A 12,768-nucleotide genomic window follows, 5' to 3' on the forward strand; every position below is an offset into this window, starting at 1 on the left:
AGAAGGAAAGGAAGAATTTGATGTACAGACAAGTAGAAACCGCTCATGACCTGGTGCAATTCAATCAAGTATGGGAAACTGTTTGGCGTGAGAAAGGGTACGAGCTCGAATATTCCCGCAGCGTGCTTGCCCGCTATGTGGTTGCTACACCCGAAGGCCAAGTTGTCGGTACATCCGAGATTAAACCCTATGTCCTAGGTCACAGCACGATTGACGAGATTGCTCCGTTCGCCGAACACCCATCCATTATTGCCAACCAAGGAAGCATTGGTGAAATCGACAAATTCGCACTGCTCCATCAGTTCCGGGGACTCCGCTATTCGGGCGAGCTTGTGTCGACCGCCGTCCACTGCTGCCAGACTTTCAACCTCAAATATTGTGTAACGCTGCTCGAGCCCGTATTCTGTCGAGCACTTCGTGTGTCGTTCAAAGTACCGATGCAGCAGATCGCTGAGAAAACATATTACAAGGGTGACTACGTCATTCCCATTGTGTTCGATCTAGAAGAAATCTATAACAACGCGCATCGTTACGACTGGCTTACACTGCCGGACCTTGCCAATGCGCGCTAACGAACAACGCCTTCATCTCCGCAGCAGAAGCGGGTATGAAGGCGTTAATTGTAATTATTCATCTAATTCGTCCAGATCGTCCGGATATGGAAAATCGAGCTTGTCAGCCTTCAGCAAATTGCAGTCGCTGCAAGCGCAAACGCAGTTCATCGGCGACGACAAGCCGCCTTTGGACTTCGGCATCACGTGGTCGATCGTATCGCCGAATTGGCCGCAGTAGCGGCATACATAGTTATCCCGCTGCAGAATGAGCAGTCGGAAATCGCTCTTCGTATACAGCTTATGAATAAGCCTTGGGTGGATAATGCCCGCGGCTCCTTCCTGCACCATTCGAACCGCAATCTCTTTGTCGATCTCCGTATGCCAGCGCTTGCCGGTCTCACGCCGCCCGCGAAGCCGGATCATCCCTGTGCCCTTATCATTCAGAATCGTTGCATCAAAGGTGAAAGGCCCTTTGAACGGAACGATTCGTTTGTTCGGCGGTCGGATGGCTGGCCGCTTCGGTGCTTCAACCTCCGGAATCGGCGCTTCTCCTTCTGCGTTCTGCTTCCCTTTGCGCCGCCGACGCTTTCGTTTCCGCTTGCGCTTGGCAGGAGCCTCTTCTTCATTGTACTCCGCAGATCGCCCCTCCGAGTCAGCAGAAGGGTTGGCGCTAGACAGCAGCTCTGACGAGTCTTCATTAGAGGATTGCAACTCCGCCGTATGATCCTCTTCATCGGAAATACTTGAGACGCTGATTGTGCCCTTCTTCTTGCTGCGGCGTCTCCGTTTGCGCTTTCGTTTGCGCTTGTCGCCGCTCTCTTGCTCTGAAACCGCCGCGTCTTCGTTGGACCCTTCATAAGCAGCAATCTCATGGTCGTTCCGATCGGCATTGATGGATTCGGCAAGGTCCTTCTCATGCTCCGTGTCTACTGTTGTCTCCGCGACCGATGTTAATTGCGTATCTGCCGCTTCATCTATTCTCGCTTCCAGCGCAGCTTTCTTCTTCGCCCGCTTGCCACGCCTGCGATTCCTCTTGCGTTTGCGCTTCGGCTGCTCGCCCGCAGTATCTGCGGTGACGCTGGCCGCGCCCGCGGCATCGGCTGCTTGGGCGCCCGACTCGCTGGCAGCGGCCTGCTCGCCGTAAAGCGTTTGCGCTGCGGGCGGTTCCGCGTGCTCATTGCCTAATGCACGCAGCCGCTTGCGCGAACGCAGACAAGCGCGGCAAACTCCGCGCCGTGTCTGTCGTCCCGACCGCTTCGGATACGCTTCCGGCGGTTTCTCGGCGCCGCAGCCGGCGCATTGAATATTCGACATGCCCATTTCCGCTCCGTTCCCTGTGTGCTGACTGGACAAAGGCTAGTAGCAAACTTTCCTTCATGTTACCCAAAATCTACACTTATCGCAAGGAATCAATGGAAATGGTCACGGCCGTTAAGCCTGTGTGATGCGGAAAACAACGGGAAGTACGCCCTCCGTCTCAACACCACGAATCGTCAATGCTTCCTGCCCGCGCACCCATTGCACTTCGCCTTCCCAGCCAAGCCGATCGATGCGCGCGATGCTTTCTTTATACAATCCAGCCGCTTCCCCAAGCGATTCGATCACGATATCTTCGGCACCTGGATTGCGCAGCGTGATTGCGTACAGCACGTTGTCTTTGACCGTGAAACGAATATCCCTATGCGTAAATTTGTCCCGCTTGCCATCCGAGAACGCACCTTCCGGTACATCCGTCGGACCTTCGCCGTAGATCGTCCAATGCTTCGAATCATAGATCGCTTCCCCGTTAAGGGACAGCCACTCGCCAATCGTCTCCAGCATCGCGATCTCTTCATCCGGCAGCGTTCCGTCTGCCTTCGGTCCAATGTTGAGCAGAAGCGAACCATTTTTGCTCACGATATCAACCAAGTCGCTCACAATGTCTTCAACCGGTTTGTAATGCTGCTCCTTCACATAACACCAGCTGTTGTACGACACGGCCGTATCCGTCTGCCAGAAAGGTTCGCGAATGCCCTTCAGTTGACCGCGTTCAACATCATAGATAGCCGTGCCTTCCGGGAAGCTCTTATATTTGTAGTTAATCGCAACCGGCTGGTTCCGCTCCGCACTTAGGTTATAGTAATAGGAAGCGAACTGCTGCAAGTACGGCTCGAATGCATGCTGTTGAATCCACCAGTCAAAATAGACGATGTCCGGCGCATACTTATCTGCTAGCTCGCACGTCCGTGCCAGCCAATCATCGAGGTAAGCGGCATCAGGAGGAGCCAGCGACGGATCATGATGGTCCTCCGGCCCCTCGGCTGCGGGTCCGTAGAACGATTCGAATGCCGGATCCTGCACATCCGAAGGGAACTTGCGGCCGCCATCGAAGAACCACCAGTGCTCTGCACGGTGACTCGATACGCCGAACTTCAAGCCGCGAGCGCGCGCCGCAGCGCCTAGCTCTGCAATAATATCTTTACGTGGTCCCATCTGCACGGCGTTCCATTCCGACAGCTCGCTGCCGTACATTTGGAACCCATCGTGATGCTCCGCTACAGGGATGACATAACGCGCACCCGACTTCACGAATAGATCGGTCCATTGATCGGCATCGAATTTCTCCGCTTGGAACATCGGAATGAAGTCCTTGTAGCCGAACTCCGTGTGAGGTCCAAACGTCTCCGCATGGTGCTTCCACTCCGGTGTTCCCTCTTGATACATGTTGCGTGAATACCATTCATTATTGAAGGCAGGCACGGCAAACAAGCCCCAGTGAATGAAAATGCCGAACTTCGCCCGCTCGTACCATTCCGGTACTTGGAATTGCTTCAGTGAATCCCATTCAGGCTGGAACGGTCCCTGCTTCGACACTTGACGCGCCTGCGATAGTATGGACTGCTGCTTCGATTGCTGGTGTTCCGATAGCTTCATATGGTCTGCAAACCTCCTGCATGTGTGATCGATATTGGATAGCTTCATTATATCCACTCCATCCTCGCTTCCGACAGAAGCGTTCTTTGCACAAGCGTGTCCAATCTTGATATTGTGATGATATGCGTAGAATGCGAAGACCCCGGTCAGCGGATGCTTAGGCGGGGTCTTCATTTTGAATCATATTTAATCCACTAGCATGAGCTGAATCCCAATCGCTTCTAACCAGTCGAGAATACGCTCGCGGTTCCGAGACTCCAGATAACGATAATAACGCTCCAACTCTTCTTTATTCGATGATAATTCATCCTTGAACCGACGGAATATTCGACGGCCGCCGTCTAGAACTTCATACAGCTCTGATTGCAGCGCTCGATCCTTGATGGTGTCTGTAAAATAAACCATTTCCTTATATCCTTCATGTGAATCCCGATGAGGCACTCGGAAATAGGTTATATTGAATCCCTCTTCAACCAACTCGTTTAACTGTTCTTGCTCCTCGTCATCGCCGTAGTCTGATAACATAACAATTTCGCCCGTCTCGATATTCAGGAAGAACTCCATGCCCTCGACATTGTCATCGTATGTATCTACCAGCTCTTTAAATTGCATCTTCGTTACTTTCAATAGTTTCATTCAGTTCTCTCCAGTTCCATCTAACTGAGCATGAAGATCAGCCAGCACCTCTTGAAACCCCCAGCCGATATCATACGTTCCTGAAACGATCGCTTCAAGCCGATCCTCGTATTCCTTGAACCATGACACCCATTTCAACATAGGCCAACTTTAGTTCAAGACTATGCTTCCTGCTTCCCGTCAACCTTTCGAAATCCGTGATCGCCTTCTTAGCTTCCTTAAGCCGCAGTTTACCGTGCCCCGGTCCGGGAAAAACTCCTGTTTAACTTTTTTGTAATGCTCCTCATACAAAGCGTCAATCGCTTGACTGCCCAGTATTCTAGCTGCAAGAAACTTCTCCATCTCTTTGCTTGAGCTATAGCATTCCTTAACTAGCTCGATAAGCTGCTCGTTGCTTAGTTGCTTTAAATGTTTATTAAGAGCGGATTTCGTTACTTCACCATCGTATAGCCTCCACTTGTTGATTTATCACCGTTTGCCTACTTGCTGATTAATCGTCTGAACAAGGAGCGGCCGCCTTTCTCTTCCTTCTCAGGCTCCTGAGGCTGCAAGCTTTCGATAATCTCATTCGTCTCCTTATGCTCCGGATCGATCTCCAGGATACGATCACAGACGATAAGCGCCTCGCGGGTAAGGCCATTCTCACGCAGCAGCACCGCTTTGAGATGAAGCAAGCTTACGAATCTGCCGTCCAACAGCAGACCTTCCTGTACGATACGCTGCGCTTCTTCCATGCTGCCAAGCTTGAACAGCGCCCATGCTTTGAAATCGATAGCGAACATATGCTCAGGCTCTAATTCCAGTACCGTATTGCATAGATCCAGACAACTCGAATAATCCTCTGTGATGAAAAAGTGTGCGTGTATCTTCGACTCATACGCCCTTACCATAGAAGGATCAAGCTCCAAAGCTGCATTCAACGCTTCGAAACATTCCTCTATTCGATCGAGACTGCCGCGCAGCAGCTCGCCAATCTGACAGTAATAAATCGCTCTATTCGGATTATAGGCGATTGCCATCCGATATTCGCGAACCGCATTGTCGCGCTGGTCCCAGTGGCGGTAGATATCGCCCATTAAATCATGGAAATGATCTTTATTGCCGATGTCGAGCGTAATCGCATGACGAGCCTCCTGCAATGCCGCCTCATCTTTATCGCTATAGTAGAGACTGAGCCCCTTGTGATAACGCGCCTCTTCCGATCCATTGGCCGCAATCACATCATCGAAGCTCGCACAAGCCTCCTCATACCGGTTGAGGTGGAAATAGCTCAGCGCAAGCGTGTAACGGATTTCTGCACGGCTTCCATCCGTCTCCAGCGCCTGCTCGCAATGGAGGATCGCCTCTTCATAGTTTCCGCCAAGACGAAGAGCCTCCGCCATTGCGCCTTGTAGCCGGACATCTTGAAGGCCCAGCTCCTGCGTCTTCTGATAGACAGCGTGCACGTCACCGAGCTGGCGTGCGCTGGTCAATATTTTCATTTTGGTAACGTAAGCATGCGTATATTGAGCGTTCAACCGCAGCGCTTCCTCGCAAGCCTCATAGCTTTCTTCCAATCGATTAAGCCCAAGAAGCGCTTCTGCCTTGGTCCGATACCCATTCGGCATGCTAGGTTCGATGGCTGATACCCGGATCGAATAGGCCAATGCTTCCTCGTATCGGCCAAGCCGATTAAGGGAGTATGCCTTGTTGTTAAGCAGCGTTGCGTGATCAGGCTGCACGGCTTCCGCCTTCTCGTAATAGCGGATCGCTTCCTCGACTTGTCCAATGTCGTCCAGATGGCCGCCATAGAAGAGATTCAGCTCGAAGTCGTCCGGGAATTGACGAATCGCTTCGGTCAATGTCTGCTGAGCCAGCTCTGGCTTGCCCAGTCGGTACAATACACTGCATAACATATCATATAGCTTAGCCGACCTACGTTTACGCTCCATTTGAACTAAGAGCTCATAGCACTCCTCGTTCCGGCCTGTTTCCAAATAAGCCGTTGCCAGAAGCATGGATTTGATCTCATCATCCGCGCCCTCATGAAGTTCCTTCTGAAGCTGACCGATTTGGAATTGGTAGGCAGACACTAGCAGCCATTGGACTTCTGAGTCATTAGGCAAAATTTTACGCAACCTGTTCAAGTATTCGATCGCTTTATCGTAAGCAGCTAGGCTAACGCCGCATTTGCCAAGCGAGAAAAGAATGTCCACCATGTCAGGACGAATCGGAATAATTTGCTCGAACAGTTCCATTGCCGCCTCGTATTGTCCCAGCCGATAATGCAGATTCGCTCTGTAATAACGGGTATAGAAGTCGTCTGCATCTCTCTCGATTTGTGCGGATAGCAGACTTTCTGCTTCCTCCAGCCTGCCGATCGCCATCAAATATCGAGCCATTAGAATCAATAAGTCCGCGTGATCCGGCTGTATCGCCTTCGCTTCCTCAATCGCGGCATATGCCCCATAATAGTCGAATGCTTCAAGCGCATTCGATCCCGTATGAATAGCCCGGATGAAAGCATCTGCTTGATCGGCAGAGAGACCGATCAACTGCTCGTAACGGAAGAAGTCGTCCCGTTCAATGCGACGGAACAAATAATCGATGAAATTCGAATTAAACCGTTGCACCAGCGCAGCACGCTGCCCGCTCCACTCGAAATGCTCATTCATAACGACCCACACCGATTGCGGCAAGAAATAGTTATCCATTAAGAAACCAAGCAATTGTTCGCTGATTTCACTCCGCGTATCTAGATGGTGGCAGATATCTTCCGCTAGAAGCCGCTCCCATACGCCGGCATCCATCCTTAGACGGTAGTTGTTGTAGATCGCTTTGACTCGTTCCACAAACTGCTCGACAGTCGTAATCGGACCGGCGGCTGCTTCTTCTGATTCTATTGTGTTTCGCGCTTCAGCAGAGGGCCGCTCCGTTACATGCTTGATCGCTGCCTCATAGGCGGTGCGCAATCGCTGAAAGCCTTCCCTATCATGCTCTGGCGAGTGCATCGGAAGCAAACGGGCGTAAGCTCGTTTAATCTCTTTCAAATCCGCACCTTCGCTAATGTTCAGTACCGAATAGAAATCCATCTACAATAAGCCTCCTCGCTCGATTTGATCCAAAGCTTCTTTGAACTGCACCCGTGCCTCTTGAATGCGACGCGGCTCCTGTCGGTCGAGCGTATCCTCGAACAAGCGAAGCAGCCGAGCGATCTCGTTGCGCTCCTCACCGATTCTTTCTTCGTACAGCCGCTCGCTGCGGGCGATTAACCAGCGGTTTTCCTGCTGATCCCTTGGATGCACCTTAAGCTTGGACAGCGCCTCGATTCGGCCTGCGATTTCCGCCTGCGACATATGACCCGGATGCTTCTCGATGATGATCGACTTCTTCGTGCCTGTAGAGAGGACCATCACTTCGACCTCCAACAGTCCATTCACGTCATACGTATATCGGACATCCACCGCTTCCTGGCCCGCGGGCTTAGGGGGCACAGGCACGTTCAGCTCGCCTAGCGAAATATTGTCTTTGGATAACCGCGATTCGCCTTGGAGAATATCGATCCGAATCCCCCGCTGGCCATCGTTCATCGTGAAGAAACGTTCCACCTTGCTCACCGGAATAATCGTATTGCGTTCGATGATCGGGAAGAAATGACCCTCTTCGATGAACCCTTGGCTCTTGCGGATGGAGATCGAAGTGCCAAGCGTATAGGGACAAACATCGGTCAGAATGATTTCCTTGAATGCAGCTTCCTGACCAAGGAGATGAGCTTGTACGCCGGCTCCCATCCCGACGATCTCATCTTGATGATTGTTCGAATAAGCCAGTTGACCGAACAGTCTGCTGACGAAGGAACGGATCAGCGGCATTTTGGTCGCACCGCCAACAAGCAGAATCGCCTCCAGATCCTTCACCTTAAGCGATGCATCGCGCAGCGCCCGTTCGATCGGCTCACGCAGCCGGTTCAGCAGAGGTTTGGCCGCATCCTCATATTGCTCCATTGTGACGGTGAATGACTTCTGCCCATCCTCGAACGCGCAAGTAAGCGTCGCTACGCGCTCGCTGCCGAGCGACCGCTTCGCCAGCTCCGCCTGCCGGTACAGCAGCGCAGATTGTTTAGGATCGAGCGATGCAGCCGTTAGCGAATGATGCTTCAAGTACAGCTGGACGAGCATCTCTGTAAAATCCTCGCCGCCTAAGTAATTGTCGCCCGCGACTGCACGAACCTCCATGACCTTGTCGAACATTTCGAGAACGGACACGTCAAACGTGCCGCCACCTAGATCGAATACAAGGAATTTCGTATCGGCATCCTTCAGATGGATGCCATAAGCCAGCGCCGCGGCAGTAGGCTCCGTTACTAACCGATCGACTCGCAGACCCGCAAGCTCGCCCGCTCGCTTAGTCGCCTTCCGCTGAGCATCGCTGAAGTAAGCAGGAACACTGATAACCGCCTCACGAACGGGATGCCCCAGATAATGCTCCGCATCCGCCTTCAGCGATTGAATGACGAGCGCCGACAATTCCTCCGGCACGAAATCGCGCGTACCGAGACGATACGTTTTCGAAGTTCCCATGTATCGCTTGAACACTGCTGCGCTCCGATCAGGATGCGTAATAAGCCGTTCAAGCGCGATTTGACCAACGATCACCTCGCCGTCATCGCCGAGACTAACCGCCGATGGCGTTAAGTGCGATCCAAGTGCATTCGGGATCAGCTGAATGCCTTGCTCCGTCCAACAAGAAACCAGACTATTCGTTGTTCCAAGATCGATGCCAATAACCGTCATATGTCCCTCCGCTACCTACCATTGTTCTATGATTAGAGACTGATTTCTATCTGATTCGACTAATTCCTTCCTACTGCAAGAGAGGATTACAGAGAAGTACCAAAAGATTAGGTAAAGAACACGTAATAGAACAAAAAGGCTGACCATGGCAGGACCATAATCAGCCTGTGCAGTCTTCACGAAGAAGCTTACTGGCTTAGCATCACTTATCAAGCTGCATCCGCTTCAAATACATCAGCACCTCAGCGACGTTATTCGTAATCCCTTTCTCATTAAGCTCCTCATCAATGCTGGCAACGGATGTGAATCCATCCTCCGTCTGGAAATACACGCCTGTAACCGGTAGATCGACTGCGCCGCTCTTCTCATCGCCAGTCTTATACTGTGCAATGACAATTACATCCTTAAGGGCATCCCCATTCACATCCCGCATATACACATGTGAAACGTGATCGAATCTACCGTATGATTCACCGATAAAATCAGGCAGTTCATCAACGATGTTCTCCTTTTCATCTACTATAATAAACTTCAACTCATCATAACCATTGTCCGAACGTTCGGCTGTTACGAACTTTACTGGCCCGTATCGGCTCATGATCAGGTCGTACGTGAAGTCAGAGTTGGTATAATACCCTTGTTGCTGAAGCTTCAAGCCATCTACAATTAGTCCATCTGGCTGTTCCAAGCTACTCGCCCTGCTAGTCGATTCATTCGTTCGCGGCGCATGAACAACCGTTGTTCCCTCTCCTTTAACCGGAAGCCATTGCACCACCGCTAATGTTACTGCAATGGTGATCACGAATGTGCCGATTGCCTTCAACACTTGCACTACTCCATCTCCTGACACTCTCTATATCTATATACCCTTGTAGGAACATTCTTCCATTATAACAGTTGGGTGTAAGAGGAGGCTATCGGAATGGGTTTTGGTACCCGAATAAAACCGTAGAATACGAAGCTAACAAAAAAACAGGTCGATCATGGTGAAATCTGACCATAATCGACCTGTTTGTGTATTGGCAAAGCGTTATTTAATTATAAAAATAAAGTATTGGCGTGCATACAGAGAGTTCGAAAAATCTTTATACGGGTAGAAGTCATTGAACTTGGGCGGGAATTGAATGATGCTCTCTAACGGAATCTTTTCAGCAGGTCTGTAAACCAATCCCACTCTCGTACATTCCCCCACTACTGCCACCCCTTTACTGAATTGTTCAGCCTTCTTATCGTAATTACGGCAAAAGGCATGAACCATGCTTTCCTCTTTCGTCCCGTAATATCGGCTACCCTCATAGACCTTCATATTCCGCCCGTATTGGATGCGATGAATACATTGCCCAACGGATATGGAGAGTCATATGCCAACTAATATTTTCAATTTAGACGTCCCTACTGTTAATTGTCGTGCCACACTTACTAAAAGTTGCGATTAGTTTCTCGTCCTTCCTATCGGGGTGGCATACTTTACAGTTGCGATGAATTTTAGAAAAACCGCAGAAAACGAAGATAACAAAAAACAGATCAATCATGGTGGTATCTGACCATAATCGACCTGTTCAATGTAGTATCGGCATAGCGTTGTTTAGGTAATAAAATTAAAGCGGCATTACGTGCGTACAGCGATTTCGAGAAATCTTTATACGGGTATTACATGGGTTAGATGTGTTATTGGTTGAATAGTGAGTTCATTCGGCACTGGGTTGCCCCCTCCAAAAAGAAAACCTCGAAAGGCACGAAGCCAATCAAGGTTCATTAATCCTAAGAAATATACGGATGAAAAGCTAGTTTTAATTTTTCTGCAACGATAGAATTTTTCAAATAAACTTCATAATAAGTTGTATCGAACGCACGAATCTCTATCTCTGCTTCATCAATTTGAAACCCTTCATCTTCTTCCGTCTTTGGAAGGTTCTGTAAATCCCACTTGGTGATATCATTCTCAGATGCAATAAATACCCCTGATAAAAATTGCTCAACGTTTCTCGTTGCAATTATTAAGTCCTTCGTATGTATAAATCTACTGATGGGAGTATTAAATATTCCGTTTGTAATTTCATAATAATCCACATCTAACCCATACCATAACAATGGCTTTGAATCCTCATTGATAACTGAAAGAATATCTTCCAATTGCTCACCTAGACATGAAAACTGTTGGGATTCTCTCGTTTTACTTATTCTCAAGATATCCATTTATCACCTCGAGGTTGCCCCTCCACGTTTTTTTCTTCCACCTGTTGGGTTATCTTCGTAGTAGTGGTCATGTGGATTAGTGTGGTCCTTTCTACCATGGTCTGTCCAGTCGGTATCCTTGGTATAATCACCATTTTCTCCCCACTCCCTTTTCTGACAATAATTCCCTTTTCGCCCTTCTTGCTCCCCAATTTGAGTGTGAGGATTTGGACTGTCGGGCTTTGGGTTCCATTTTCATTTCTTGGCAGTTCCCTATTAACTCTGTACTGACCACTACCCGCAGTTTCACCCGCACCCTGAGTATTGCTACTTGAACCAGAGCTACTAGAATACCTATAGTCATCACCTACTAAATGACCAAAACTATTAGTAAGTACAGCACCAGAAGCAGATGCTGCAGCAACTCCTGCTACAACTAAAGTAGTTGAAGCTCCAAAGGTAACGCCTTCTGCAGCCACCCCTACTCCTGTTAATGTTATTGACGCAGCCAACCCAATAAACGCTGCAGTTGTTGTAAGTATATTTCCAGCAAGCTTACCAACTTGATAAGACTTCGTCTGTTGCTGTGATAGAGGCGGTTGTCCTGCTATTATATGACCAATACCAAACGTGACGTCATTATCAATTGCCGTTAATCCACCTGCGACAAAATTTAAGCCCGCTGTGCTGGTATTCGCCAGAGTCGTGTTACTAGTCGTTGTAGCTTTCGCATTAACGGTCGTTGTAGATTTTGTTGTTGTTGTCGGTTTAGGTGTTGTTTTTACACCCGTAATCTGAACGGTATTATTAACAACCTTAGTCTGTACAACCGCATTTGACTTGGTTACCGACTCGACTTTTGCTCTCGTTTCTTCTATTTGACTAAGTGCTTTCTTAAAGGTTTCTCCAGACATTAAGATCGTATCGGAGCTAATATCATTTGATTTGGCTTTCTTCGCATCTGCCAACGCAGTCTGCTTCACGTAATCAGGTGCATTTGCGTACAGCGATTTCGAGAAATCTTTATACGAGAATTAATTGGTTAGATGTGTTATTGGCTGAATATGGGTCTATACGGCACTGGGTAGCCCCCACCAAAAAAGAAACCTTGAAAGGCACGTGAAGCCATTCAAGGTTTCTTTTTACATCCTAAGGGATAATACTAGAACGATTAAAATCTACCAGGTCAGGATTTATATCAACTAATTTATCCTCAAATTTATCCCAACCATTATTGGCAATAAAATTAGCCTCATTGGCGGTAATCGGTACCAACCAGGTTTGTACTATAGGACTTCCTTCAGTAGGATTAAAAGTATGAAATGAATCCGAAAAATACACTGGTTTCGTCACATACAGTGCCTCTAGTTCAGTTACATCAAATAATTTGCCGTAAGGTCCAATAACATCTCCCCTCAGGTAAGGATGCTGTTTATTTAGCATCCGAGCACCTACTTGTTGAAGCAATCCCGGAATATTTTTGTCCCCAAAATTTGAATAAGAAACAAAAATCAACTCCTGCCTAATCAACTTTTTTGAAATAGGAGAAATAAAACCCACATTGCTTAATCCTAGGGTTGAATATGTTACAGTACCCGAAAACGGACCGCCGCTATATTTCACAACCTGAAAAGGCGTATTATTTCCTTCCGAATCTTTACTCCAACCATATTCAATATTACCTAAATGATGTTCTAAGTACTCTGTATATTTCATAA

11 protein-coding genes are annotated in these 12,768 nt (G+C 48.8%); 1 reads left to right on the forward strand and 10 read right to left on the reverse strand.

The features are described 5' to 3' along the window. The first annotated feature begins 20 nt into the window (after positions 1-20). A complete protein-coding gene (locus tag H8B09_RS15785; RefSeq protein ID WP_191204453.1) occupies positions 21-572 on the forward strand; it encodes a hypothetical protein in 552 nt (183 codons plus the stop codon). A 54-nt stretch (positions 573-626) separates the two neighbouring features. Here the strand turns inward: H8B09_RS15785 and H8B09_RS15790 are convergent, their stop codons facing one another. From H8B09_RS15790 to H8B09_RS15835, 10 genes are all read right to left on the reverse strand, one after another. Further along, positions 627-1,868 carry an HNH endonuclease gene (locus H8B09_RS15790; RefSeq protein WP_191204454.1) on the reverse strand — a complete coding sequence of 414 codons (1,242 nt, stop codon included), beginning with the start codon at positions 1,866-1,868 and terminating at the stop codon, positions 627-629. 117 nt (positions 1,869-1,985) lie between these two features. Beyond that, positions 1,986-3,467 (reverse strand): alpha-L-fucosidase, encoded by a 1,482-nt coding sequence (locus H8B09_RS15795; RefSeq protein ID WP_191204455.1) that lies wholly within the window; start codon positions 3,465-3,467, stop codon positions 1,986-1,988. 186 nt (positions 3,468-3,653) lie between these two features. Continuing rightward, positions 3,654-4,103, reverse strand: a complete 450-nt coding sequence (locus tag H8B09_RS15800) for a UPF0158 family protein (protein WP_191204456.1) — start codon at positions 4,101-4,103, stop codon at positions 3,654-3,656. Next, complete coding sequence (locus H8B09_RS15805; RefSeq protein WP_191204457.1) at positions 4,104-4,244, reverse strand: hypothetical protein; 141 nt, start codon at positions 4,242-4,244, stop codon at positions 4,104-4,106. A 338-nt stretch (positions 4,245-4,582) separates the two neighbouring features. Next, positions 4,583-7,174, reverse strand: coding sequence for a J domain-containing protein (locus H8B09_RS15810; RefSeq protein ID WP_191204458.1), 2,592 nt, complete (start codon positions 7,172-7,174; stop codon positions 4,583-4,585). Next, on the reverse strand, positions 7,175-8,875 hold the full coding sequence (locus H8B09_RS15815; RefSeq protein ID WP_191204459.1) for a molecular chaperone HscC: 1,701 nt from the start codon (positions 8,873-8,875) through the stop codon (positions 7,175-7,177). 202 nt (positions 8,876-9,077) lie between these two features. Next, positions 9,078-9,707: a hypothetical protein gene (locus H8B09_RS15820; RefSeq protein ID WP_191204460.1), complete on the reverse strand. Its 630-nt coding sequence runs from the start codon at positions 9,705-9,707 to the stop codon at positions 9,078-9,080. A 929-nt stretch (positions 9,708-10,636) separates the two neighbouring features. Further along, positions 10,637-11,071: a hypothetical protein gene (locus tag H8B09_RS15825; RefSeq protein WP_224753627.1), complete on the reverse strand. Its 435-nt coding sequence runs from the start codon at positions 11,069-11,071 to the stop codon at positions 10,637-10,639. Continuing rightward, entirely contained in the window at positions 11,059-12,018 is a 960-nt protein-coding gene (locus H8B09_RS15830) for a hypothetical protein (protein WP_191204462.1), read from the reverse strand. The genes H8B09_RS15825 and H8B09_RS15830 overlap by 13 nt, the downstream gene beginning before the upstream one ends. 181 nt (positions 12,019-12,199) lie before the next feature. Beyond that, complete coding sequence (locus H8B09_RS15835) at positions 12,200-12,766, reverse strand: suppressor of fused domain protein (protein ID WP_191204463.1); 567 nt, start codon at positions 12,764-12,766, stop codon at positions 12,200-12,202. Positions 12,767-12,768: the final 2 nt, after the last annotated feature.

The sequence above is a fragment of the Paenibacillus terricola genome (genome assembly GCF_014779765.1).
GTDB classification, from domain to species: domain Bacteria; phylum Bacillota; class Bacilli; order Paenibacillales; family Paenibacillaceae; genus Paenibacillus_T; species Paenibacillus_T terricola.

Coding starts and splice junctions, on each gene's coding strand:
- H8B09_RS15785 (WP_191204453.1), top strand. CDS start 21: ATGTACAGACAAGTAGAAACCGCTCATGACCTGGTGCAATTCAATCAA.
- H8B09_RS15790 (WP_191204454.1), bottom strand. CDS start 1,868: ATGTCGAATATTCAATGCGCCGGCTGCGGCGCCGAGAAACCGCCGGAA.
- H8B09_RS15795 (WP_191204455.1), bottom strand. CDS start 3,467: ATGAAGCTATCGGAACACCAGCAATCGAAGCAGCAGTCCATACTATCG.
- H8B09_RS15800 (WP_191204456.1), bottom strand. CDS start 4,103: ATGAAACTATTGAAAGTAACGAAGATGCAATTTAAAGAGCTGGTAGAT.
- H8B09_RS15805 (WP_191204457.1), bottom strand. CDS start 4,244: ATGTTGAAATGGGTGTCATGGTTCAAGGAATACGAGGATCGGCTTGAA.
- H8B09_RS15810 (WP_191204458.1), bottom strand. CDS start 7,174: ATGGATTTCTATTCGGTACTGAACATTAGCGAAGGTGCGGATTTGAAA.
- H8B09_RS15815 (WP_191204459.1), bottom strand. CDS start 8,875: ATGACGGTTATTGGCATCGATCTTGGAACAACGAATAGTCTGGTTTCT.
- H8B09_RS15825 (WP_224753627.1), bottom strand. CDS start 11,071: ATGGATATCTTGAGAATAAGTAAAACGAGAGAATCCCAACAGTTTTCA.
- H8B09_RS15835 (WP_191204463.1), bottom strand. CDS start 12,766: ATGAAATATACAGAGTACTTAGAACATCATTTAGGTAATATTGAATAT.